Annotated in this window: 19 protein-coding genes; 8 read left to right on the forward strand and 11 right to left on the reverse strand. The window is 50.2% G+C overall.

Features of this window, described 5'->3' with window-relative positions:
* Positions 1–69: 69 nt before the first annotated feature.
* Positions 70–795, reverse strand: a complete 726-nt coding sequence (gene ubiG, locus EC843_RS14195) for a bifunctional 2-polyprenyl-6-hydroxyphenol methylase/3-demethylubiquinol 3-O-methyltransferase UbiG (RefSeq protein WP_121814089.1) — start codon at positions 793–795, stop codon at positions 70–72.
* A gap of 148 nt (positions 796–943) precedes the next feature.
* Here ubiG and gyrA point away from each other — a divergent pair, with 148 nt between their 5' ends.
* From gyrA to rcsC, 3 genes are all read left to right on the forward strand, one after another.
* On the forward strand, positions 944–3,592 hold the full coding sequence (gyrA, locus tag EC843_RS14200; protein ID WP_064548583.1) for a DNA topoisomerase (ATP-hydrolyzing) subunit A: 2,649 nt from the start codon (positions 944–946) through the stop codon (positions 3,590–3,592).
* A 110-nt stretch (positions 3,593–3,702) separates the two neighbouring features.
* Positions 3,703–4,089, forward strand: coding sequence for an ASCH domain-containing protein (locus EC843_RS14205; protein WP_064548581.1), 387 nt, complete (start codon positions 3,703–3,705; stop codon positions 4,087–4,089).
* 102 nt (positions 4,090–4,191) lie between these two features.
* The gene (gene rcsC, locus EC843_RS14210; protein ID WP_133522428.1) at positions 4,192–7,038 is read left to right on the forward strand and encodes a two-component system sensor histidine kinase RcsC; all 2,847 of its coding nucleotides are present in this window, start codon (positions 4,192–4,194) and stop codon (positions 7,036–7,038) included.
* Positions 7,039–7,123: 85 nt separating this feature from the next.
* On the opposite strand, the gene rcsB is transcribed toward rcsC, so the two are convergent.
* Complete coding sequence (gene rcsB / locus EC843_RS14215; protein WP_064548567.1) at positions 7,124–7,774, reverse strand: response regulator transcription factor RcsB; 651 nt, start codon at positions 7,772–7,774, stop codon at positions 7,124–7,126.
* 16 nt (positions 7,775–7,790) lie between these two features.
* Positions 7,791–10,448, reverse strand: coding sequence for a phosphotransferase RcsD (gene rcsD / locus EC843_RS14220; protein ID WP_133522429.1), 2,658 nt, complete (start codon positions 10,446–10,448; stop codon positions 7,791–7,793).
* An 873-nt stretch (positions 10,449–11,321) separates the two neighbouring features.
* Between rcsD and EC843_RS14225 the strand changes: the two genes are divergently transcribed.
* Positions 11,322–12,455 (forward strand): porin OmpC, encoded by a 1,134-nt coding sequence (locus EC843_RS14225; RefSeq protein ID WP_133522430.1) that lies wholly within the window; start codon positions 11,322–11,324, stop codon positions 12,453–12,455.
* Positions 12,456–12,594: 139 nt separating this feature from the next.
* Complete coding sequence (gene apbE / locus EC843_RS14230; RefSeq protein ID WP_064548562.1) at positions 12,595–13,635, forward strand: FAD:protein FMN transferase ApbE; 1,041 nt, start codon at positions 12,595–12,597, stop codon at positions 13,633–13,635.
* A gap of 28 nt (positions 13,636–13,663) precedes the next feature.
* Here apbE and EC843_RS14235 read toward each other — a convergent pair whose 3' ends face one another.
* The 8 genes from EC843_RS14235 to EC843_RS14270 all read right to left on the reverse strand — a co-directional run bounded on the left by EC843_RS14235 (position 13,664) and on the right by EC843_RS14270 (position 21,695).
* Positions 13,664–14,866: a glycosyltransferase gene (locus EC843_RS14235; protein ID WP_133522431.1), complete on the reverse strand. Its 1,203-nt coding sequence runs from the start codon at positions 14,864–14,866 to the stop codon at positions 13,664–13,666.
* Positions 14,863–15,447: a hypothetical protein gene (locus EC843_RS14240; protein ID WP_133522432.1), complete on the reverse strand. Its 585-nt coding sequence runs from the start codon at positions 15,445–15,447 to the stop codon at positions 14,863–14,865. The genes EC843_RS14235 and EC843_RS14240 overlap by 4 nt, the downstream gene beginning before the upstream one ends.
* Positions 15,440–16,561: a glycosyltransferase gene (locus tag EC843_RS14245; protein ID WP_133522433.1), complete on the reverse strand. Its 1,122-nt coding sequence runs from the start codon at positions 16,559–16,561 to the stop codon at positions 15,440–15,442. The genes EC843_RS14240 and EC843_RS14245 overlap by 8 nt, the downstream gene beginning before the upstream one ends.
* Entirely contained in the window at positions 16,558–17,526 is a 969-nt protein-coding gene (locus EC843_RS14250) for an NAD(P)-dependent oxidoreductase (RefSeq protein ID WP_133522434.1), read from the reverse strand. The genes EC843_RS14245 and EC843_RS14250 overlap by 4 nt, the downstream gene beginning before the upstream one ends.
* Before the next feature lie 69 nt (positions 17,527–17,595).
* Positions 17,596–18,879: a F390 synthetase-related protein gene (locus tag EC843_RS14255; protein ID WP_133522435.1), complete on the reverse strand. Its 1,284-nt coding sequence runs from the start codon at positions 18,877–18,879 to the stop codon at positions 17,596–17,598.
* Entirely contained in the window at positions 18,876–19,682 is an 807-nt protein-coding gene (locus tag EC843_RS14260) for an MBL fold metallo-hydrolase (protein WP_064548551.1), read from the reverse strand. Before EC843_RS14260 ends, EC843_RS14255 begins: the two co-directional genes overlap by 4 nt.
* Entirely contained in the window at positions 19,675–20,691 is a 1,017-nt protein-coding gene (locus tag EC843_RS14265) for an NAD(P)-dependent oxidoreductase (protein ID WP_133522436.1), read from the reverse strand. Before EC843_RS14265 ends, EC843_RS14260 begins: the two co-directional genes overlap by 8 nt.
* On the reverse strand, positions 20,688–21,695 hold the full coding sequence (locus EC843_RS14270) for a 3-oxoacyl-[acyl-carrier-protein] synthase III C-terminal domain-containing protein (RefSeq protein WP_133522437.1): 1,008 nt from the start codon (positions 21,693–21,695) through the stop codon (positions 20,688–20,690). Before EC843_RS14270 ends, EC843_RS14265 begins: the two co-directional genes overlap by 4 nt.
* Before the next feature lie 214 nt (positions 21,696–21,909).
* On the opposite strand from EC843_RS14270, the gene ada reads away from it, so the two are divergent.
* The 3 genes from ada to EC843_RS14285 all read left to right on the forward strand — a co-directional run bounded on the left by ada (position 21,910) and on the right by EC843_RS14285 (position 25,351).
* Positions 21,910–22,980, forward strand: a complete 1,071-nt coding sequence (gene ada / locus EC843_RS14275; RefSeq protein WP_133522438.1) for a bifunctional DNA-binding transcriptional regulator/O6-methylguanine-DNA methyltransferase Ada — start codon at positions 21,910–21,912, stop codon at positions 22,978–22,980.
* Positions 22,980–23,621: a DNA oxidative demethylase AlkB gene (gene alkB / locus EC843_RS14280; protein WP_133522439.1), complete on the forward strand. Its 642-nt coding sequence runs from the start codon at positions 22,980–22,982 to the stop codon at positions 23,619–23,621. The genes ada and alkB overlap by 1 nt, the downstream gene beginning before the upstream one ends.
* An 83-nt stretch (positions 23,622–23,704) precedes the next feature.
* Positions 23,705–25,351, forward strand: a complete 1,647-nt coding sequence (locus EC843_RS14285; RefSeq protein ID WP_133522440.1) for a multidrug ABC transporter permease/ATP-binding protein — start codon at positions 23,705–23,707, stop codon at positions 25,349–25,351.
* The last annotated feature ends 78 nt before the right edge of the window (positions 25,352–25,429 follow it).

Raw genomic sequence — 25,429 nt, forward strand, 5'->3', positions numbered from 1 at the left:
TGTTGTTACCGATAAAAGTGTCGGCTGACGCTGCGCTTATCCGACCAGGGAAAAGTCTGACATTGAGTATTAGTCAGCACAAACGGTATGCAGCATATAGTTAACGTCAACGCCCGGTGCCAGTTTGAACACGTTGGTCAGCGGGTTGAAATGCAGGCCTGTCATGTGGCGCTCGCGCAGTGGCGTCTCATCAACCCAGGAGAGTAATTCTGCCGGTTTGATGAACTTCTTAATGTCATGTGTGCCTTTTGGCACCATGCGCAGGATGTATTCCGCGCCAACCACGGCCATCAGCCAGGATTTACCGTTACGGTTAAGCGTGGAGAAAAAGACGTGACCGCCAGGTTTCACCAGTTTTGCACAGGCGTGAACCACTGATTGCGGGTCCGGCACGTGCTCGAGCATTTCCATACAAGTGACGACGTCATACTTTCCGGCAAATTTATCCGCGTGCTGTTCCACGGTTTCTTGCACGTAATCGACCTGAATGCCACTTTCCAGCGCGTGAAGTTTCGCGACTTGTAACGGCTCAAAACCCATATCCAGCCCGGTTACATTAGCGCCTTCGCGCGCCATGCTTTCAGCCAGAATCCCGCCGCCGCAGCCGACATCAAGCACCGTTTTACCAAATAACCCATCCGCACGTTGGTTGATATAACCCAAACGCAGCGGGTTAATACGGTGCAGCGGCTTAAATTCGCCTTCTAAGTCCCACCAGCGTGAGGCAACGGCTTCGAATTTGGCGATTTCATCATGGTCAACGTTGTGGATTACCGGTTGGTTTTCGGCATTCATGGGGCTAGTTACTCCTTACTCATTTCGTGGCGGGAGTATATCAGTCAATTCTCTGCTGGCGAATGTGTTCTGGTTTCCCCACTGTCGGGCGATTGTGTTATAATTTGCGACCTTTGAATCCGGGACACAGTAGAGGGATAGCGGATACATGAGCGACCTTGCCAGAGAAATTACACCGGTCAACATTGAGGAAGAGCTTAAGAGCTCATATCTGGATTACGCGATGTCGGTTATTGTCGGCCGCGCACTGCCAGATGTCCGCGATGGACTCAAGCCGGTACACCGTCGCGTACTTTACGCCATGAACGTATTGGGCAATGACTGGAATAAAGCGTACAAAAAATCCGCCCGTGTTGTTGGTGACGTAATCGGTAAATATCACCCTCACGGTGATACCGCTGTCTATGACACTATCGTGCGTATGGCGCAGCCATTCTCATTGCGTTACATGTTGGTAGATGGCCAGGGTAACTTTGGTTCTGTGGACGGTGACTCCGCCGCGGCGATGCGTTATACGGAAATCCGTATGTCGAAAATCGCTCACGAACTGATGGCCGATCTCGAAAAAGACACAGTAGATTTCGTCGATAACTACGACGGAACCGAGCGTATTCCCGATGTAATGCCAACCAAAATACCTAACCTGCTGGTGAACGGTTCGTCCGGTATCGCAGTCGGTATGGCAACTAACATCCCGCCTCATAACATCACAGAAGTGATCAACGGCTGCCTCGCATTTATTGAAGACGAGGACATCACCGTTGAAGGGCTAATGGAACACATCCCAGGTCCTGACTTCCCGACAGCGGCAATCATCAATGGCCGTCGTGGCATTGAAGAAGCGTACCGTACTGGCCGTGGCAAAATTTACATCCGCGCGCGCGCAGAAGTAGAAGCTGATGCCAAAACAGGCCGCGAAACTATCATCGTTCACGAAATTCCATACCAGGTTAACAAAGCACGCCTGATTGAGAAAATCGCTGAGCTGGTGAAAGACAAACGCGTTGAGGGCATTAGCGCTCTGCGTGACGAGTCCGATAAAGACGGCATGCGCATTGTTATCGAAATTAAACGCGATGCAGTGGGCGAAGTTGTCCTGAATAATCTTTATTCTCAGACTCAGCTTCAGACTTCCTTCGGTATCAACATGGTTGCTCTGCATCAGGGCCAACCGAAGATCATGAACCTGAAAGACATTCTTTCTGCGTTCGTGCGTCACCGTCGTGAAGTGGTTACGCGTCGTACTATTTTCGAACTGCGTAAAGCCCGTGACCGTGCACACATCCTTGAAGGTCTGGCGATCGCCCTGGCGAACATCGACCCAATCATCGAACTGATTCGTCACTCACCAAATGCCGCAGAAGCAAAAGCTGGCCTGATTGCCCGTTCATGGGATCTGGGCAACGTTTCTGCCATGCTGGAACGTGCGGGTGATGACGCTGCGCGTCCTGAGTGGCTGGAGCCAGAGTTCGGTATTCGCGACGGTCAATATTTCCTGACCGAGCAACAAGCACAGGCAATTCTGGATCTGCGTTTGCAGAAACTGACTGGCCTTGAGCACGAAAAACTGCTCGACGAATACAAAGAGCTGCTGGAGCAGATCGCTGAATTGCTGCACATTTTGGGCAGCGCTGAACGTCTGATGGAAGTGATCACCGAAGAGCTGGTTGCGATGCGCGATCAGTTCGGCGACAAACGCCGCACTGAGATCACCGCGAATACCTCTGATATCAACATTGAAGATCTGATCAACCGCGAAGATGTGGTTGTGACGCTCTCGCATCAGGGCTATGTGAAATATCAGCCGCTGACCGACTACGAAGCACAACGTCGTGGTGGTAAAGGTAAATCCGCAGCACGTATTAAAGAAGAAGATTTCATCGACCGTCTGTTGGTTGCCAATACTCATGACACCATTCTGCTGTTCTCCAGCCGTGGCCGTCTGTACTGGATGAAGGTTTATCAATTGCCGGAAGCGAGCCGTGGTGCGCGTGGCCGTCCAATTGTTAACTTGCTGCCACTGGAAGCGAACGAACGTATTACCGCGATCCTGCCGGTTCGTGAATATGCCGAAGGTGTTAACGTATTCATGGCTACCGCCAGCGGTACCGTGAAGAAAACGGCGTTGACCGATTTCAGCCGCCCACGTTCAGCGGGCATCATCGCCGTTAACCTGAACGAAGGTGACGAACTGATTGGCGTTGATTTGACCGACGGTAGCAACGAAGCCATGTTGTTCTCGGCTGCGGGTAAAGTGGTGCGCTTCAAAGAAGACGCCGTTCGTACCATGGGCCGTACTGCAACAGGTGTTCGCGGTATCAAACTGGCGGGTGAAGACAAAGTCGTTTCCCTGATCATTCCACGCGGTGAAGGTTCTATCCTGACCGTGACGCAGAATGGTTATGGTAAACGTACTGCGGCTGATGAGTATCCGACTAAGTCTCGTGCAACTCAGGGCGTTATCTCCATCAAAGTAACCGAGCGTAACGGCAGCGTCGTTGGCGCGGTTCAAGTTGAAGATACCGACCAGATCATGATGATTACCGATGCCGGTACTCTGGTTCGTACTCGCGTTTCCGAAGTGAGTGTCGTTGGCCGTAACACCCAGGGCGTTATCCTTATTCGTACTGCGGATGATGAAAACGTGGTGGGCCTGCAACGTGTTGCAGAACCGGTTGATGAAGAAGAACTGGATGCTATTGATGGCACCGTTGCTGAAGGTGATGATGAAATCGCACCAGAAGCAGACGTAGATGACAACGCTTCCGATGAAGCGGACGATGAAGCAGACGAATAATCTGAATTTTGTTGTTTGAAATAGCTCATAACGCCCGGTGCATTTATTGCATCGGGCGTTTTTTATTTTAATATCAAGTTAGGCTTGGTTTAACTCATAAAGGTAAAACAATGGCAATTCCTGAGAAGTATGAAGATGTAGAACGCTGGGCGTTTGGTGATACAGAAAAACAGGCTGATGAACTAGTTAAATTAGTGCTCGATGGCGTGAAAACGGCGACCTGCGCTAACCTCGATGGTGAAGGTATTGCTCAGGTTGGCGATGTTTTTGTGGTGGTGGATGGCAAAAATAAGCCGGTTTGTGCGATTGAACTGACCACCACAGAGATGACCACTTTTGAACAGGTAAACGAAGCCCATGCTCTGGCAGAAGGTGAAGGTGACCGGACGCTGGCATACTGGCGCAACGAGCATAAACGCTTTTTTGAAGAGTACGATCTGTTCTCACCAGATATGACGTTAGTACTGATGCATTTTAAGGTTATCGAAAAGTTCTAGTTTTATCGCGATAAACCTTACCGGTTTGCCGTTGCGGGCTGCCATTTTTGCGGCTACCTTAACGGCATCCAAAGTTTTGCAATTTCCACGACCAGGCTCAATTTGAAATATCTTGTCTCTTTTCGCACCACACTAAAAGTCTCCCGCTACCTGTTTCGGGCACTGGCTTTATTGCTTTGGCTGTTGATTGCACTCTTTTCCGTGTTCTACATCGTAAATGCACTGCATGAAAAAGAGTCGGAAATTCGTCAGGAATTTAATATCAGCTTTGACCAGGCGCAGCGTTACATACAACGTACGTCTGATGTGGTGAAAGAGCTTAAGTACATTGCGGAAAATCGGCTTTCTGCGACCAATGGCGTGTTGCCTGCCATGGAAAATGATGACAACAAAATCGATCCGCCCAATTTCATGCCGTTATTCCCGGATTCTGACTGTTCAGCCGTCAGTGCTTCCTGGCGTACTTCGCTGCAATCTCTGGCGTGGTTTTTACGTTACTGGCGTGACAATTTCTCTGCCGCCTACGATCTCAATCGCGTCTTTTTGATTGGTGGCGATAACCTGTGTATGGCGGATTTCGGCCTGCGTGAAATGCCGCTCGAGCGCGAAAAAGCGCTGAAAAATCTGCATGAACGCATCATGAAATATCGCAGCGCCCCGCAGGATGAGCACAGCAATAGCATTTACTGGATTGGCCCTGGCGCGCGCCCTGGAGTCGGTTACTTCTATACACTGACACCTGTTTATTTGGCTAACCGCCTGCAAGCTCTGCTGGGTGTTGAGCAAACCATCCGCATGGAAAACTTCCTGTCGCCGGGTTCTATGCCGATTGGTGTGACGATTCTGGATGAAAATAGCCGTCCGCTGATCTCCCTTACTGGCCCCGAAACGCGTATTCAGCCTGAAGAAAAATGGCTTCAGGAGCGCTCGTGGTTTGGTTATACCTCGGGCTTTAAGCAATTCATTCTCAAGAAAAATTTACCGCCTTCATCAATGAGCGTGGTGTATTCAGTACCGGTGGATATGGTTCTGGAACGCATCCGCATGCTGATCCTCAACGCTGTACTGCTCAATATTCTGGTGGGCGCAGTGCTGTTTACCCTGGCGAGGATGTACGAAAAGCGGATATTTATCCCGGCAGAAAATGACGCCCAGCGCCTGGAAGAACACGAGCAGTTCAACCGTAAAATTGTCGCTTCAGCACCGGTCGGCATCTGTATTCTGCGTACTCAGGACGGAACAAATATTCTGAGTAACGAGCTGGCGCACAACTATCTCAACATGTTGACGCATGAAGACCGGCAACGGCTGACGCAAATCATCTGTGGCCAGCAGGTTAACTTTGTCGATGTGCTGACCAGCAGCCATACCAACTTGCAGATTAGCTTCGTACATTCTCGTTACCGCAACGAAAACGTGGCGATTTGCGTGCTGGTGGATGTCAGCGCGCGCGTCAAAATGGAAGAGTCGCTCCAGGAAATGGCACAAGCCTCCGAGCAGGCGAGCCAGTCAAAATCCATGTTCCTTGCCACGGTCAGTCATGAACTGCGCACACCGCTTTACGGCATCATCGGCAACCTGGATTTATTGCAAACCAAAGAGTTGCCGAAAGGGGTGGATCGCCTGGTGACGGCGATGAACAACTCTTCCAGTCTGTTGCTGAAAATCATCAGCGATATTCTCGACTTCTCAAAAATTGAATCCGAGCAGTTGAAAATTGAGCCGCGAGAGTTCTCACCACGTGAAGTGATGAGTCACATCACCGCCAACTATTTACCGCTGGTGGTGCGTAAACAACTCGGCTTGTACTGTTTTATCGAACCCGACGTGCCACTGACGCTGCAAGGCGACCCGATGCGCTTGCAGCAAGTGATTTCCAACTTGCTCAGTAACGCGATCAAATTCACGGATGTTGGCTGTATTGTCCTGCATGTCAGCGTAGCGGGGGATTATCTTTCTTTGCGTGTGCGCGATACCGGCGTGGGGATTCCCGCAAAAGAAGTCACGCGGTTATTTGATCCGTTCTTCCAGGCTGGTACCGGCGTGCAGCACAATTTCCAGGGCACCGGTCTCGGTCTGGCTATCTGTGAAAAGCTTATCAGTATGATGGATGGCGATATTTCGGTTGATACCGAAGTGGGAATGGGTAGCCAGTTTACGATTCGCATTCCTTTATACAGTGCAAATTACGCCGAGCCAGCACAGGTTGAAGGTTTACTGAATAAGCGTTGTTGGCTGGCGGTTCGGAATGCTTCGCTGAGTAAACTCCTCGAGTCGATACTGGCAAGAAACCACTTTGAAGTTTTGCAGTATCAGGGCCAGATACCTGATAACGATGATATTTTAATCACCGATGATGAACTGGAAAAAGTCTGGGAAGGGCGCGCAGCGATTATTTTCTGTCGTCGTCATATCGGTATCCCGATTGAAATCTCCCCTGGTTGTTGGCTGCACAGCCTGGCTGCTCCTCATGATTTACTGTTGTTACTGGGGCGCATTTACAGCGTGACGGTTAACCAGCCAGGCGTTGATTCTGAATCACCTGCGCCATCGGGTAGCAATGAACACAACGATGACATGATGATACTCGTCGTCGACGATCATCCAATCAACCGGCGCTTGCTGGCAGATCAGTTGGGATCATTGGGCTATCAGTGTAAAACAGCGAATGACGGCGTCGATGCATTGAATGTGTTGAGTAAAAATCACATTGATATTGTGCTCAGCGACGTCAACATGCCGAATATGGATGGTTATCGTCTGACGCAACGCATTCGTCAGCTAGGTTTGACACTGCCAGTCGTGGGCGTGACAGCCAATGCGTTGGCTGAAGAAAGACAACGTTGTCTGGAGTCGGGAATGGATAGTTGCCTGTCAAAACCGGTGACGCTGGATATTCTTAAACAGACAGTCGATCTTTATGCGGCACGCGTGCGTAGCGGCAGATAAAAAAATGGTGGATGTCGCTTACGCTAATCCACCTTACAAATGCTTTCTTGTAGGTCGGATAAGCGCAGCGTCATCCGACATTGATTTATTCTTTGTCGGCCGGAGACAGGCTAACGGAAGAAAGATAATTCAGCAGGGCGATATCGTTTTCTACGCCCAGTTTCATCATGGCTGATTTTTTCTGGCTACTGATGGTTTTAATGCTGCGGTTCAGTTTGCGGGCAATTTCGGTGACCAGGAAACCTTCAGCGAACAGGCGCAGCACTTCGCTCTCTTTCGGAGACAAACGTTTGTCGCCGTAACCGCCAGCGCTGATTTTTTCCAGCAGGCGAGAAACGCTCTCTGGGGTGAATTTTTTGCCTTTCTGCAATGCGGCCAGCGCTTTTGGTAAGTCAGTTGGCGCGCCTTGCTTGAGTACAATCCCTTCGATATCAAGTTCTAACACTGCACTCAAAATGGCAGGGTTGTTATTCATCGTCAACACGATGATCGACAGATGAGGGAAGTGACGCTTGATGTATTTGATAAGCGTAATGCCGTCGCCGTATTTGTCGCCAGGCATTGAGAGATCGGTTATCAAAACATGGGCATCAAGTTTTGGCAGGTTATTGATAAGCGCTGTGGAATCTTCAAACTCACCGACAACATTCACCCACTCGATCTGCTCGAGAGATTTACGAATGCCGAACAGGACAATCGGATGGTCGTCGGCAATAATTACGTTCATACTGTTCATGTAATAGGCTACCTTGCTACAGCAAACTCTTGACGTAAGCGTCAATATCGCTGGTGTATTTTTGTATGTTGGCAGCATCACTTTCACGAATGTGATGCTCTAACGTTTCACATAACTGTTTGCCGTGTACCAGGTTGAGCATTGCAAACACCCCTTTCAAGCGGTGAGCTGTCTGCGCTAACGCCACAAAATCGTGCGCTGCAGATTCAGTATACAATCTCCTAACATCTTCCGGTACTGTGTCAACAAACAGCGCGTAATAACCGCTGGCGTGAAGCTGCGCATTTTCATCGCCGCCTAACGGTGACTCAGAAATGCCTTCCTGCGCCAGTTGTTCTTCTATCAGTTGTAGCACTGCATCCTGCATCGCATTGCTGATATTAAAATTAACCCGGAACTGACCTGGGCCGAGTTTACGCATTCCGTTCTCATCATCGCTTAAAAGCAAACCCGAAGATGTAAGATTAGACGGATTATCTGTCAGGAATATATCAAACTCTTGACTTGCTAGTCTTTCATCTGGGGTGACGCATTGTGCACCCCAGTTTTCCAGCAGACGCGTGACGATATTCCGTACTTCATTTGAGGTGATATCGATCATCGCCACCACATCATCAAGCAATTTCTCTTCTTGCTCTTCATGCTGCGGTTCTGCGGTCATCTTTATATGCAGATTGTAGCGGGTACCAATCTCTTCGCGGGTTTTGATATTCAAATGCCCGCCCAATTTGCGTGACAGTTGATCGCACAAATAGAAGGTTAACCCATTCGCGCGCCCGTAACGATCTTCACTGGTTTCGTTCAGGAACGGGAAGTGGAGATTGTCGACTTCACCGCTGCTAATCCCTTCGCCGGTATCCAGAATACGGAATAACAAACGGTCAGTGCCGGACTCTTCTTGCGTGATATCGAGAGTAATTTTGCCAATCTGCGTCGTGGTGACAGAATAGTGCAGCAACAGGAGTAGCACTTTGCGCAGTGCTTCCCGGTCACCGTGGCGCTCTTCATCTGCAGCTAACTGGTTGTTGATAAGCAACTGCAGGCCTTTGCGTTTGATAATCGGCAGCATTTCCAACGCGACTTCATCAATCAATGGCTGAATGGCGAATTGTGTCGCATGGGTTTTCCAGGCGTCAGACTCCAGCGTATTAAGCAGCTGAATCTCATCGACCAGACGCACAATAATTTGCGCTTCATTGGCGATACCACCTGCTTCTGGCGCATTTAGTACACTCACTTGCTCGGCGATATTCTTCACCGGTTGCTGTAGCGCTTCGCCAATATGCTGCATGAACGTTATCCGTCCCTGCTGATTTTTCTCATACAGACGTTGAGCTTGTTTAAGCTTTTTATTGACGAGGATTTCACGATCCTGATCGCGAATCACAAAGATTTGCGTGCGTGGGGCAATCTGGCTGCGGAACTGGCGTATTTCATACAGTTCATTATTGATGGTTGCCTGAATCACGCCCTGATGCTGATCGGCCATCGCAATAATATTTTGCAGATTCAGATGCGGCAGCAGGTGGTCGGCAATTTTATTGCTGATAACGGTGCGGTTTGAGTCCAGGTCATGCACCAACAGGCCAAGCGGCAACTGCGCAACAATCTCTTCATTTAATGCACGCAAAGTTTGTAATTCGGCATTGCCACTTTGAACTTCGGCAGGGCGCGCCGTATGTTGGCGGAAGGTAGTGAAACCGAACAGCGCCAGCGCCAGCAGACCAATATTGAGCAGCAGCGGGAATAAAATATTTTGCAAAGTGTCCATCAGCAAAGTGCCGAGCGATACTTGCCAAACCAGGCGCAGATTAGTGGTGGCGAGAGGGGAGGCTATGTCAATTTTGGCACCATTAAAATTAATGGTGACGCTATCCGGGCCATCTTTCTGTGCGCTGTTAATCGGCTTCTGCGCATCGTTATTTTCCAGACGGAAGTTATCCAACGGCAAGGTCGGCGGAATCAAATCATTAATCGGTAAATCAAATGCCACGACAGTGGCCAAATGGCCCGGCTGATTAAAGGTAGTACGCAGCGTAAAGTAGTGTCCGTTTTGCCAGGCCAAAGTACGCAGCAGAGAAAAGCTTTCGCGTTCGTCCAGGGCGTTTGCCTGCTGGAGCATTTCAGCGCGGCGGGAATCAACAATGGAACTGACGCCACTGTCTTTGAGGCCTGTGGAGAGGTCTTTTAGTGGCAAGGTTGAGACCAGAATCATGCTGTTGTCCTGGCCGTTTAAATAGTACATCGACCAGGGGCTGGTTTCGGCACCCCATAACGTATCGAGGTAAGTCGAGATACGTTGTGTCGTATCCAGTGTTGTACTGTCGTGAGAGCCAAAAATCAGGGCTTCAGTTTTACTGCGCGGCTTATCTAAATAGTAAACATCCTGGCGCAGGCGGGTTTCTTGCAGACCGTCACTGGCAGGGGAAGTGGAGACCGCAATGTTGTCGTAAATTTGCCAGGTCGCGTAACGGTAAACATCAACCCTTTTATGTAGCGCATGGGTGATATCGACAATCTGATAGCTCTTATCTTTCAGCCAGGTGTTGACGGCGCTTTGCACCATGACACCCATGGTGACCAGCAGCACGACAATCAATAGCAGAAAGAAGCGCGTGATATTGCCGGGGATAAGCGAAAATTTATTAGGGATCATACTGTCTGACTGACTCATTGTTAGCGCGCAACCCGGCGAGCATTCGCCACTTAAAAATATCCTCTGCTCTGCAAGGCTAGCAGGCAGGCGTTAAAAGCTGTTAGTAAGATAACCAACGCGCCCTGGGTAAGAATACCTGCAACCAGCGTTGGCGTCATCGTCTGTCTGTCAAAACTCAACGAGTATAATTCGAAATCGCCGCATTTCCAGGTTGTTGATAATTCGCCAAAATAACGACATTAAAAGGTGGATATTTTAAGCAACAAGGTGGGCTATTTTTGTACAAAATAATTTAGGGGGTACAACTATTTTTTCTGAAACGATTGTTTGTCGGGATTATTTTTAGAAGAATATTCCCGCTTCGCTTGTATGATTTTAGGTCAAAAAATGAATGATTTATTAATAGTTGTTACTTTTTGAAGGGAGTAGCACAGAATGATTAAAGTTACGTAAAGAAGCGTAAAAAAAACCGGATGCAAGCACCCGGTCCAAAATAGGTATTAAACAGACATTCAAAGCTGAATGACGGTAATAAATAAAGTTAATGATGATAGCGGGATGTATTTTATATATAAATCATCGCTATGTTTTAACATTCAGTGCTAAGAACGTGTTTGTTGTTTATGTTGTTGATTTTTTATGTGTATTTTATTTTTTTTGATAATTAGTGCTTATATCATTGTCTTTTTGTGCGAAAAAAAGTTCCCTCATATTTACATTTTGCAACACCTATGTGGATAAATGAAACATCTATAGGGTTTTAGTATCATATTCGGATTGGATTAATCTGTATTTGTTTTACACAATGGGTTAGCCGACTGATTAGTAAATTAATCAGTAAGCAGTGGCATATAAAAAGGCATATAACACCTATAACAGAGGGTTAATAACATGAAAGTTAAAGCACTGTCCCTCCTGATTCCAGCATTGCTGGTAGCAGGCACCGCTCAGGCGGCTGAAATTTACAACAAAGACGGCAACAAATTAGATCTGTACGGCAAAGTAGATGGCTTACATTACTTTTCCGACAACGCTGGCGATGACGGCGACAAGACCTATATGCGTATCGGTTTCAAAGGTGAAACTCAGGTTAATGACCAACTGACCGGTTACGGCCAGTGGGAATACCAGATTAATGGCAACACCACTGAAAGTGAAAACAACGCATGGACTCGTCTGGCGTTCGCTGGTGTGCGTGTTAGTGACTACGGTTCTTTCGACTATGGTCGTAACTACGGCGTCGTTTACGACGTAACATCCTGGACCGACGTTCTGCCAGAATTTGGCGGTGACACCTACGGTTCTGATAACTTCCTGCAATCCCGTGCTAACGGTGTTGCAACTTACCGTAACAGCGACTTCTTCGGTCTGGTTGATGGCCTGAACTTTGCTCTGCAGTACCAGGGTAAAAACGGCAGCGTTTCTGGCGAAGACGAATTCGGTGGCCGTAGCGTTCTGAAACAGAACGGTGATGCTTACGGTATGTCCGTAACTTACGATCTGGGTGAAGGTTTCGGTGTTGGTGCAGCGATGTCCTCTTCCAAGCGTACAGCTGACCAGAACGGTGAAAGCGCTGGTACTGCCGACATTTATGGTCACGGCGAGCGCGCTGAGACTTACAGCGGCGCTCTGAAATATGATGCGAACAACATCTACCTGGCCGCTCAGTACACCCAGACTTACAACGCAACTCGTTTCGGCGGTGACTCTGATTCCGCAGCTTACGGTTATGCTGATGAAGCTAAAAACTTCGAAGTGGTTGCACAGTACCAGTTCGACTTCGGTCTGCGTCCATCCATCGCTTACCTGCAATCTAAAGGTAAGAACATCAACAACGGTACCACCAACTACGGTGACCAGGACCTGTTGAAATATGTTGATATCGGTGCGACTTACTACTTCAACAAAAACATGTCCACCTATGTTGATTACAAAATCAACCTGCTGGACGAAAACGAGTTCACTCGTGCATCTGGTACCGCCACTGATGACATCGTAGGTGTTGGTCTGGTTTACCAGTTCTAATTCCTGCTTTTGCAGTGTTAGTGCTAAAAGGCGCCTTAGGGCGCCTTTTTTACGTCTGGACTCTCAACAACTCTGCACTTTTCACCACATTGTTTGCCAGTTGGTGTACCCTTTTGCGCTCAAACAGGAGAGAGAAACAATGGATTTACGTTTATTACGCTATGGCCTGTTTGCCATAGTTTTGGGCGCGTTAGCGGGTTGTGATAACCCAACGGCAAAAGGCAACAGCGGCATGGTGCTGGAAGGTAAAACCATGGGCACGTATTGGCGTGCAAGCCTTGCTGGTGTGGACGATGCACGGCAGGTAGAGCTGCGTGAAAAAATTCAGGCACAACTAGACGGCGACGATCGTTTGATGTCGACCTATAAGTCAGACTCTGCATTATCGCGCTTCAACCAATCCCGCTCGACTGAGCCTTATGCTGTTGATGAAGCAATGAGCGATATCGTGACGCTGGCTCTACGCATTGGTGCGAAAACTAACGGTGCGATGGACATTACCGTTGGGCCGCTGGTCAACCTGTGGGGATTTGGCCCGGATAAACAGCCGGTCAAAACCCCCAACCAGGCGCAAATTGATGCTGCCAAAGCATTGACCGGTTTACACCATCTGACGGTGATCAACCAGGCGGGGAAACAGTGGTTACAAAAAGATCTTCCCGGTTTGTATGTTGATCTTTCAACAATGGGCGAAGGTTACGCGGCCGATCATCTGGCACGCTTAATGGAACAAAACGGCATCAGCCGCTATCTGGTTTCCGTTGGCGGGGCCGTTGTGACGCGAGGGACTAATGCTGACGGTAAAGCCTGGCGCGTGGCGATTCAGAAACCCACCGATCGTGAAAATGCCGTGCAGGCTGTGGTTGATCTCAATGGTCATGGCATAAGCACCTCAGGTAGTTATCGTAATTACTACGAACTGGATGGCAAACGCCTTTCGCATGTTATAGATCCGCAAACCGGGCAACCGATTCAACACAAATTAGTCTCCGCAACCGTGATAGCACCCACGGCTATGGAAGCTGATGGTTGGGATACTGGCCTGATGGTTCTCGGCACTGAAAAAGCCAAACAGGTCGCTCAGAAAGAGGGATTGGCGGTCTATTTGATTACTAAAGAAGGCGATAGTTTTACGACGTGGATGTCGCCGCAATTTAAGACGTTCTTACTCAGCGAGTAATCCTCGTTCACCCAGTCACTCACTGGCGTCAGTGACTGGGTGACTCCAGACCCAAAAGTCGCTCAATTTCTGGCTTCGCCTGCACAAGCGAACGCAGCCCACCTTTTATCCAGATACCTTTACCCGATGCATCCAGCCGGGCAGCATGGTCAAACTGATCAAAATCAACCGGATAAACCAGCGCTGGGATGTGATTTTCCAGGCAGTAATACATGATGCCCGCCCCGCCATGATGAATCACCACGTCGTAATGCCGAATACACGTTTCATAGTTTATCCACGGGACACGAATGAAGTTCTCAGCCTGCTTAAATGTATTTGCTACTGGGTCACCATCGGTGAAATGAAAAATGGTGTCAGGCATGGTACGGGCTAACTGGAAAATGGCATTCGCCACTTCATCCTTATGCCAGGCCAGATGCGTGCCAAGTGTGACTAATACATGGCGGCGACCCGCTGCAAAATGAGGTTCGATTCCTGAATCCGGCGGGGTATATAACGCGGGGCCAATGAAGTGAACACTGGCTGGCCAGCTACGATCAAACTCAATAGATTTGTCACCCAGCGCCAGAATACATTGCGCGGAGTAGGCACTTTCTGTGCCGTCATGGCGATACAATTGGGTGATTCCGGTCCGCATTATCGTCTTGCGGAACAGCCAGAAAATAGTGCTTTTAAACCAGCGTACTTTTTTACGGGCAATCAAATGCTTCAGCCGCTGAAAACGATTTGTGGCAGGCATTAACCCGCCACAGTAGGCTGGCGGTCCATCTGGCGTTTCCAGCACACAAGGTGACGGCAAACTCGTCCACCATTCAATCCCCAATGTTTCTGCCACTTTGCCCACTCCAGGTAACGTAAAGTCAGCAATAACCAGATCGGGGGCATCTCCCTTGCGGTACAAATCTTCCAGTTGGGAGGCAAAATCAACCAGCAATCCGACTGCCTCTTTGAACTGCCGATACAGCTTGAGAGGGTTATTTTTCACGGCGTAATCTGGATTAGCGATCGCCAACAGCGGGCGGTCGAAATCCCCCGGTAAAGCGATACCCCGTAAACCTGCTCCAGTGATACGTTCTTGAGCTCCCTGAGTGCTGATAATGCGCACGTCATAATGAGTGGCGAGCACACGCCCTAGTGCGAGCACAGGATGCAAATGCCCCGAGAATGGCGGTGCCAGTAGATCGATTCTTCGTGTTGCGGGAGGGATTATCGACAATAAGGTATTCATGGCATCGCCTGGTTTGATTCAATACTTGAAATAAAGTGCTCGCACAGCGTGAGTAACTCAGGGTTCACCAGATAGTTCATGTGCCCGCTACGAACTTTGCTGTCAACGTTGCGGAACCATATTTGGGAAATCCGATCGTTATCTCCCTGCACCAGAAAATGGTGACAGACCGGCCGCTTTCGGGCAACCGGCCCATAGGCAAAGACGCTGGTGGTTTTTAACAACGTAGCAGGCAAATTAAGGTTGTTGAATAACTCCAGGCCACAACTCCCCGCAAGGAAAACAGTATGCTGCGCGCGCGCCAACAACCCAGCTACCGGCATTTGATAATTTTTTTCAAATACCGGACGGCGAGAAGCTAAATAGTCGCGGCTGTTATTGAGGCTCGCTGTGAATAAACCCACTGCTTCGAAGGTAGTTGAATCGCTTGCGCCTGTGAAATAAGGGAAATTCAACTGAGCAAGCGTGCGCCCAGGCTTTGCCAGTCGGTTAATAAATGCCGACTGTACCGGGCTTAAATCAGCGCGTCCGGGAAAACTCCGCCCGGTAATATAGGCTATCTGTAACGGAGGTTTATTCATCGGAGATAAATCTTTTGTTGTCTAACACTCGGTAGCGCCGGGTGCGCCATACGATGGTTCGATTACATAAGGCATGAAACAAATGCAGTGGCTGAAGCAACTCAGAAAGTAAGGAAAGAACAGGCCGCGCGCGAATATCTGCCGTCATTTTTTGCTGAACTTTAGCAATAGCAAATTGCCGTATTGCCAGGCAACCAATAAAAATCAATGGATGAGAAAAAGCATTCAATAACATCAGCCATAGCAGCAGGGGATGTAAACCTTGCAGCAAGAAAATGAGAACATTTATTTTCAGTGGTTTTTCGCGCAGCAGTAACGTGGCGAACAAGAACCAGCGGTGCATTTGCTGAATGTATTTTTTACCGTTGGATAAATGGGTCTGGATCTTAACCAGCGCTGTAGATTGAATCAGGCGAATCTGATGCTGATTCAATAAAGAGGCCATTGCCAGGTCATCGGTCAGATGGTGTTGAATAGGGGCAAACCCGCCCACGCTTGCCAGCGTTTTGGTTGTTAACGCATAGCACATGCCATTAATGGTTAATGGCGGCAACCAGGGTAACAGGGGTAAGTAGGTTAGTGCGGAATTATCGTTTACAAATTGAGCCAATAATGCCGAGTAACGGCTTCCTGTTTGTGTGTAATAAGGGAGTGCGGTGACCAGGGTATCTTCACCCATTTCTGCCAGTAATTGCGCCAGGGCAGCCGCCGACAGCATGGCATCGTCGTCCAGCACCAGAATGTCCTCATTGTCGGCCTCGCGCCAGGCGTGCTCGAGTTTAAAGGCTTTAGGATTGATGCCCTCAGGAGCCTGGGGGAAAGAGCGCACCGTGATTTTTTTATCTGGATAGCACTGCTGAATATGATTGACGATATTTTTGGCAACCGCGTCATTATCATCAATGAGCCACATAAAACTCGCTTGTTCGAGAGCAATCACATTGGTTTCCAGAACGCTGGCTAATGTCGGATCACCGCTCAAAATGGGCTGAATAATAGTCACTTTTCCAAACAAAGGTTGATATTTCTGGCGCCGTTCTCGCCGAATAACGTTGAGTGTTAATACCGTTTTCACAAGCAAGATGAGCAGCCAGGCTGTGGCGAGAATAATCATCGGATAGCCTTTGAGTATTGCTGAATAAAAGCATTAAGCCCTGCGGATAACGAACAACAAGGGGCACCAAAATCTTCCAGCGCTGCGCGAATATCCAGGGTTTTGCTATAGCCGAATACGCCAACGCCAAAGCGCGTAATGGGGGGTTCTTTAGTGATTTTTAACAATCGCCAGACTCCTTCAACCACGTTTGCAATAAGCATGGCGTGATTAACCGACAGATGTATTGTGGGGGCAGGCAAGTCGAAACGCTTGAGGACCTGTTGCAAAAAGGTATTTATCTCAACCGGCTCGCTATTCGAAAGATTATAAATCGGGCGCAGTTGCGGCAATGTTGCAGCGCGCAGCAAATATTCACACAGCACGTCAATGTACATAATGTCGCTGCAAGCAGGCGTTGCGTCAGCGGTGATTAATGGCAGCATTTTTTTGCGGGCGGCATTCAGTAATGGCGGAAAGAGTAATTTGTCTCCAGGCCCAAATACCGCACAGGGGCGTAAAATAGTTTTCTCTCCCCGATAAGTCTGCACGCGCTCCTCGCCGCAGAATTTCGTTCGCGCATATTCATTGGCGAAATCAGGCCCAATTTTGCTTTGTTCCGTGAGCCCCAACTGATGTTGATAACGGTAATAAACGGCGGCGGATGAAAGATATATCAGCCGGGGATTTCCCCGATGACGGCAAAACTTTATCGTGTCCTCAGTGGTTAACACATTATCGCGCCAGTAATCTTCGGGCGTTCCCCACGGGCTGGTTCTGCCTGCCGCATGAATCACCACATCGGGAGCAAAATCGAGATCGTCAAGCCTGGCTAAATCGAGCCGCGAGTAGCGAACCGTGTCGGGAAAGTTGTGCACTTCACGTCTTCCCACGCCATACAGTTCCAGGCCATCAACATCTGCAAAATGCCGCAGGAAGGCATTGCCTATAAAGCCAGAGGCGCCGGTTATCAGGATTTTTGTCATGGTTGTTGTCGGCTCAGCCAGTAGTATCCCAGGCAAATCTGGTGTTTCATATAACGACCCTCGCGATTTTCATGCCGCTTCCTTGCGGGTGATACGCCGCCGTTTGCTATCGAACTGTGGGATTAGCGTGGTGGTTTCCAGCTTCCAGCTGAGCTTTTGTGTCTCAATGCCTTGTTGTTGCAGCATCGCCAGTAAAGCAGTTTTGCACTGTTCAAGCTCAGCCGCAGAACAATCGGCTATCAAATGCAGCGTGGCTTCACCGTGCTGAATCAGCCGGTAATCCGCGGTCACAGGCAGCGAAATCGCCAGAACCCGGCTACAGAGATCGGCGAAGACGATTTGTAAATCCCCCTGGCAATTCACCAACTGGAGCTGATCGTCCCAACGGCCTTCAATATGGCTGATAGCCCGCGCGGGGTTACCGCACGGGCAAATTTCGTTGCTGGCAACCAGCACATCATCTAGCCGATAACGCACGATGGGCTGAGTCTGGCGGGTGAAATCCGTGATAATCGGTGTGAAGCGCCGCTCGTCAATCCACTGTGGCTCTATGTGCAGGAATTCTTCATTGAGATGCAGCGTTCCGTGGGCGCAGGTGGCAGCCAAAAATCCTTCTGTGGCCTGGTAGACTTCGCCCACGTCAGCAAAGACTTCGTTAAGCAGCAGGCGGTCTTGTTGCTCCAGCACTTCCGCTACAGAAATCACTTTTTTCACCTGCAACTTCAGTTCACCGCGTTTTACGTTCAATGCCAGTTCGCGCAACACCTGTGCGGGTGCGACAATAATCGTCGGGGACTGTTGCTCAAGTGGGGCGTAATGAGAGCGCATCGGCTGAAACAGATCGTAAAAAGCCAGGCTCAACCAGCGGTTATTCACGCTCTGGTAAAGGTTGTTATTGGCGCGCAGAAACAGCGCCACCCGTTCACCCGCAAACAAACCGTCCGGCAGCATTTTCGCCAGCATGCCTCCCGCCCAAAGTTGTTGTTCCTCTGGGCTGACGACAAACACCCCACGCTGGCCCGATGTTCCTGATGAAAGCCCCACGCTGAATCTGCCACTCTTGCGGGAAAAATCTCGATCCTTTTCGCATTCCAGCGCACACGCCAGCAGTTTTCTGCAGCGCAGCCCCTGGGTGTTCATTTCGTCAAAGTTATTCATCATCAGCGCCTTATCCATCAAAGGCCAGCTGCTGATAGGTTGCGAAACAAAGCGGCTAAACCACAGGCTTTTTGCCTGGAGACGACGGGAAAAGCGCCTGAGCTGTAGCTGCTGGTATTTTTCCAGCGCCTCGCGATTGGAAAAACGCCGGTGGCGGATGCGGAAATAGTGCCAGAGGGTACGAAACGGGATCATAAATCCCCCTCATGACATAACCGAATGTCGCACTTTCCACCCCGCCAGAGTTGGTTGAGTTTTTCTAACGTCTGGTAATACGCAACTGAATTGTCCATCACGATATTGGCGATACGGGATGGGCCACGCAGCGTCTGGTAACTCACTGGCGACCAGGCCGCATCACTGGCAAGCAACACCCAGCCATCATCGGTTTGCACAAACGCCCCTGTGTGGCCGACTGCGTGACCAGGCAGCGGCACCAAAATCACTTGCCCCTGGCTACCCGGCAACTCAAAGCCCTGTTCAAAGGGGGCTAATTCTGCGGGCAATGCAACGCTTGCGAAACCTTCAAAAAATTGTACTGAATCCTCAAACGACTCGGGGATCAGCCCCGGAATAAATGCCTGTCGCAATGCCGTAATCCCCCGTAAACCACGGGTCTTTTGCCAGCCTTCACCGGAGCAAATAAAAGTGAGTTCGGCAAAATCGCGCAGCCCGGCAACGTGGTCGGCATGAAAATGGGACAGGATCACTCCATGAATATCTCCACGGGCGTAGCCTTGCTCGCGCAACTGGGCAGCCAGCGATTCGCGTGGGTCAAAATAAACCGGCGTCACCTGGCGATACAGCCGGAAAATACCCGAACGGGTGTAGTGTTCAAACCAGGTTGCGTAGCCGGTGTCCCACAGCCAGCGCTTATCTCCCGCTTCAATTAAATAAGCGCGAGCCGGAAATTTACAGACCCGAAAACCCGCCCCTTTCAACGCCATACATCCAACATGGGTACAGTAGCCCACTTCAAACGTCGTGATATTAGCCATGGCGGCCTTTTCCTTGTGCCCGCCACCACTCACCGGTTAGCGCAATGCCTTTTTCCAGAGAGTAAAGAGGGTGGTAACCCAGCTCATCTATGGCAAGTTGGGAATTCAGTGTCATATCAAAATAGACTGCACCAACACTGTATCGTGTCAGTAAAGGCTCTTTGCCGGTCACTTTCGCCACCAGTTCCATACCTAAAGCCGCGACATACAGCAGCCACCAGGGTAGTGCTCGCACCGTAAGATTATAATTAAGTTGCTGATTTAATAGTGCATCCAGCATGTCAGCTAACCGCTGCGGCTGGTGGTTTGTGATGTTATAAACCGAGCCGGAGCGCAGGCTTTGATGCTGTGTCGCTAAGTCCATGGCGTGAACCACATTCAGCACAAAAGTGAGATCAAGCAGAGCCATCCCTCCACCAGGCAAATGCAGAACGTTGCGTTTGGCGCTGATTTGTTGCAGCAGGCGAGGCACAATCACGCGGTCGTGCGGGCCAAATAACCCGCGTGGGCGCAGGAGCACATAGATGGTGTCCGGAAAACGCTCAATCGACTTTTGTAGCGCCTGTTCAGCCGCATACTTGCTACTGGCGTAATGGTTTGAAAAACGGGGTGCGCGGCAGGTTTCCGCCAGATTGTGGTGATGGTGAAAATCGAAATAGACGGCGGGTGATGAGATATGCACAAAGCGTTTTACCCCTTCACACCCTGCGGCGAATGCCAGTTTTTCGGTGACAACCACATTGGCATTGAAGAAATCTTGCGCGTCGCCCCAGGGAGATGATTTTGCTGCACAATGCCAGACGGCGTCGCATCCTTGCACCAGATGAGCAAATACTTCATCCGAACAGTGGGTTAAATCCTGGGCGATAAACGTGGCTCCGAGGGATTGTAATTCCGCACCCGCCTGCTGATTGCGCCCGACGGCAATAACTTGATGCCCGGCTTCCAGCAGCCATTGCGCCGCGTTCCGCCCCAGCCCGCTGGTGGCTCCGGTGACCAGAATTTTCATGGCAGAATAATCATTCCCGCCAGCGTCAGCCCTGCCGCAGTACCAATCAGCATCACCGGTTCACCGGCGTTAAAACGACCAGTAATCATCGCTTCATGCAATGCGCTTGGAATAGAGGCGGAGACCTGATTGCCATGATGGCGGTAAATATCAATCAGCACGTCATTCGAGACATGAAGGCGCTTGCGCATATGTTCCAGTGATAAATGGCTGGCCTGGTGGGGAACCACAGTGGCGATGTCGCTCAGCGTTAACTTGCTTTGATCCAGAAGGCGTTGAAAATAACCTTCAATAATAGAAGATGCGTGACGAAACAGTTTTTTCCCCTGCATATGGAACAGGAAGTCGGCATCTTCCATACCTGCTCGCGGGTTACACCGTGTTCCCCCGGCACGTATTTCGCATAGTTCGCTGCCGGATGGATACATTTCCACCAGACTGCCAAGAATACGGCTGCTGCCATCACCGCGTTCAACGATGGCACAGGCCGCGCCGTCACCGAAAATTAGCGAGGACTCTTCATGGTCCCAGTCGATACCGCGTGACGCAATATCGGCGCTGACGATGGCAATGCGTTTATAGCTGCCAGTATTCAGTAAACCGCTGGCGACCTGCAGGGCAGAAATAAAGCTGACGCAGCTACTGTTAATATCAAATCCCGCCGTTCCTGGTGCCAGTCTGGCGGCTTTCAGGATATGTATTGCGGTACATGGCAAGGCCTGGTAGGCGACTGCGGAAGCTGAAATTAAGAGGTCAATGGAGAGAGGATCAATGGAGTGGCGCTCAAGCGCATCGTGCAATGCCGCCGCGGCGAGTTCGGCCTGGCTGGCATTTTCACTGGCATGGAATCGGTATTTTATGCCCGAACGCTGCTCAACATATCCCGCAGTTTTACCGAGCTTGTGATCGAGGGCTGAGGACTCCACCTTACCAGGCGGCAGCGCAACTCCAGTGGCTATAATCCTTAGCGCCTGAAGTGGAGGGGAATACGGTGATGTGGACATGTGTAACGGTTTACCTTTGTTACGGATGGCTAATGAATGATTTTACTCTGTCGAAAGTATAACTTTGCAGAATAAATAGCTTAGTCTTAAATTGTATTTTTAGGATTTATCTTCTATCCACGGAATCCCTGGAATTAAAAAGCAAGATTGCGGGTTTTTCACCCCGGTAAAGCTGCCAAAATCATCCCATGACAGCAAAAGACAGGATCCAGTCATGAAACCATTTTTTGACAATGCCAATGATGAAAGCCGCTGGCAGGCTGTGGAAACCCGTGATCACCGTGCTGACGGGCAGTTTGTTTTTGCGGTAAAAACTACCGGGGTTTGTTGCCGTCCTTCATGCAGCGCCCGCCATGCGTTACGCAAAAATGTCGTATTTTTTGAAAATGTCGGGCAAGCGGTAAACGCCGGTTTTCGCCCGTGCAAACGCTGCCAGCCAGACAAACTTGCCCCTGAGCAACAACGAATTGACCGCATCACCCAGGCTTGCCGCATTCTGGAAACCAGCAATCAACCTATAGCGCTGGCTGAACTGGCTAGCCGTGTTGCCATGAGCCCATTTCATTTTCATCGGCTATTCAAACAAGTCACTGGGTTAACGCCCCATGGCTGGCAAAAAGCGCTACGTGCCAAACGCCTGCGCGAACAACTCACGCAAAGTGAGCCTGTTACGCGGGCTGTTTTCGATGCCGGTTATCAATCGGGCAGTAACTATTATCAGCAAGCTGACGAGGTGTTGGGGATGACCGCGAAGCAGTTTCGTCAGGGCGGGGAACGCGCAGAAATCCAGTTTGTGGTCGGGACTTGCCGGTTAGGGGAATTCCTCGTGGCACAAAGTGAGCGGGGGATTTGCGCCATACTGTTAGGTAGCGATGCGCAACGTTTGATTCAGGAACTGGAAACGTTGTTCCCGCATTCTTCTTTAATGGTGGGTGACGCGTACTTTGCGGCGCGGGTAGCACAGGTCGTCAACTTGCTGGAGCATCCCGGCCAACCCATTTCCCTGCCGCTCGATATTCAGGGAACCGCCTTCCAGCAGCTGGTCTGGCAGGCGCTGCGCGACATTCCCGCCGGGCAGACGGCGAGCTATCGCGATATAGCCCAGCGTATTGGCAAACCGCAGGCCATTCGTGCCGTGGCAGGCGCTTGCGCCGCAAACAAATTGGCGGTGGTTATTCCCTGCCACCGTGTGGTGCGAAACGACGGTGCGCTTTCGGGCTACCGCTGGGGTGTGGAGCGTAAACGCCAGTTGCTTGAAATTGAAGCCGAACAGCAGGAGGAGTGATGCTCGATTTATTTGCCGATGAAGCGCCCTGGCAGGAGCCGCTGGCGGAAGGCGCGGTGATTTTGCGCCGCTTTGCCTGTGCCGACGCGCAGCTACTTATCGCGCAAATATCGGCGCTCGCCGCGGTTTCACCTTTTCGTCAGATGGTCACACCCGGCGGTTACACGATGTCGGTAGCGATGACCAACTGCGGGGAAGTCGGCTGGACAACCGATGCTCACGGTTATCTCTACTCACCGATTGACCCGCTGACGTCACAACCTTGGCCGGCAATGCCGAATCTATTTCGTCAGTTATCTGATGCGGCGTCTAAGGCTGCCGGATATCACGACTTTGCGCCCGATGCCTGTTTGATTAACCGCTATGCGCCGGGCGCAAAACTGTCGCTGCACCAGGACAAAGACGAACTGAACCTGCAACAGCCGATAGTCTCGGTTTCGCTGGGGTTACCTGCGGTGTTTCAGTTTGGCGGCCTTAAACGCAATGATCCACTGACCAGAGTGATGCTCGAACACGGTGATGTGGTGGTGTGGGGCGGGCCTTCACGGCTGTTTTATCACGGAATTTTACCGCTCAAACCTGCGCATCATCCAGCGACCGGCGAGTACCGCTTCAATCTGACCTTCCGCCACACTCGTTAACACGAATATAAATAAGAATTATTCTTGCTGTAGCGAAATTGCCGTTTAAACTGCTCGCTGTTTTCGATTTTGGGTAGTGAGTGATGGAACTTTTGCGTGTGGTTTACCGGCAGTATCGCTGGCCTTTTTTGATGGTGATGGCATTAAGCCTGCTCAGCGCGGCGTTAGGTATTGGTTTGATCGCTTTTATCAATCTGCGGCTGATTGAAACGCCGGATATTTCTCTTTCGGTATTACCCGAATTTCTTGGCCTGTTACTGCTGTTAATGACGGTGACGCTCGGCTCACAATGGGCACTCACCACACTTGGCCACCACTTTGTCTTCCGTCTGCGTAGCGAGTTTATTAAGCGCCTGATGGACACCCATGTTGAACGTATCGAAAAACTCGGCAGCGCCGCGCTACTAGCCGGATTAACCAGCGATGTGCGTAATATTACCATTGCTTTTGTGCGCTTACCTGAGCTGGTGCAGGGCATTATTTTGACTCTGGGTTCAGCGGCTTATCTGGCGTGGCTGTCGCCAAAAATGCTTGGTGTGACCGCTATTTGGGTCGCGATAACCGTCTATGGCGGCTATGTGCTGGTGGCGCGGGTTTACAAACATTTGGCGCAACTGCGTGAAATTGAAGACCAGTTGTACAACGATTACCAGACCGTTATCGAAGGCCGCAAGGAGTTGGCGTTAAACCGTGAACGTGCAGAACGCGTCTTTGAGGATACCTATATTCCTCATGCCAGCGACTACCGTCGCCATATTATTCGCGCGGATACCTTCCATTTAAGCGCGGTAAACTGGTCGAACATTATGATGCTCGGTGTCATTGGCCTGGTGTTCTGGATGGCAAATAGCCTTGGCTGGTCTGACACCAATATTGCGGCCACTTTTTCTCTTACTCTGCTGTTTCTGCGCACGCCAATGTTGTCGGCGATTGGTGCTTTACCTACGTTACTGACCGCGCAGGTAGCGTTCAACAAACTGAACCAATTCAAGCTTGCGCCCTACGATGCTAAATTCCCGCGCAGCAAAGAACCGGCAGACTGGCAAACCCTTGAGATGCGTGATGTTGTGTTCCAGTATGCCGATAACACCTTCTGCGTTGGGCCGCTCAATCTCACCATTAAACGTGGCGAACTGCTGTTCCTGATTGGCGGAAACGGTAGCGGGAAATCGACGCTGGCAATGCTGCTGACCGGGCTTTATCAGCCGGTGTCCGGCGCAATCTATCTGGATGGCAAAAAGATTGATGCCAGTAATCAGGACGACTACCGCAAACTGTTTTCTGCGGTGTTTACCGATGTCTGGCTGTTTGACCGTCTGCTTGGCCCGCAGGGTAAGCAAGCCAACTCAGCATTAGTTTCAAGCTGGCTTGAACGCCTGAAAATGAGTGAAAAGCTCGAGCTGGAAAACGGCACCATCCTGAATCTGAAACTCTCGAAAGGGCAGCGCAAACGTGTCGCGTTGCTGCTGGCGCTGGCAGAAGAACGCGATATCATTTTGCTGGATGAATGGGCCGCCGACCAGGATCCGCATTTCCGCCGTGAGTTTTATCAGGTGCTGTTGCCGCTAATGCAGCAAATGGGGAAAACCATTTTTGCCATAAGCCATGACGATCACTACTTTGTTCATGCCGATCGGTTGCTGGAAATGCGCCAGGGGCAACTCAGTGAATTAACCGGACATGAACGCGAGCATGCTTCGCGAGATGCGGTCGCCCGAACCGAGATTTGATCAATAAAACCAGCCTTAATCGGCTGGTTTTTTGTTTTATGCGCCTGAAAGGACTATAACTTAGCACGTCGCAATTAG

The organism is Buttiauxella sp. JUb87, assembly GCF_004361975.1.
Lineage (GTDB): Bacteria > Pseudomonadota > Gammaproteobacteria > Enterobacterales > Enterobacteriaceae > Buttiauxella > Buttiauxella ferragutiae.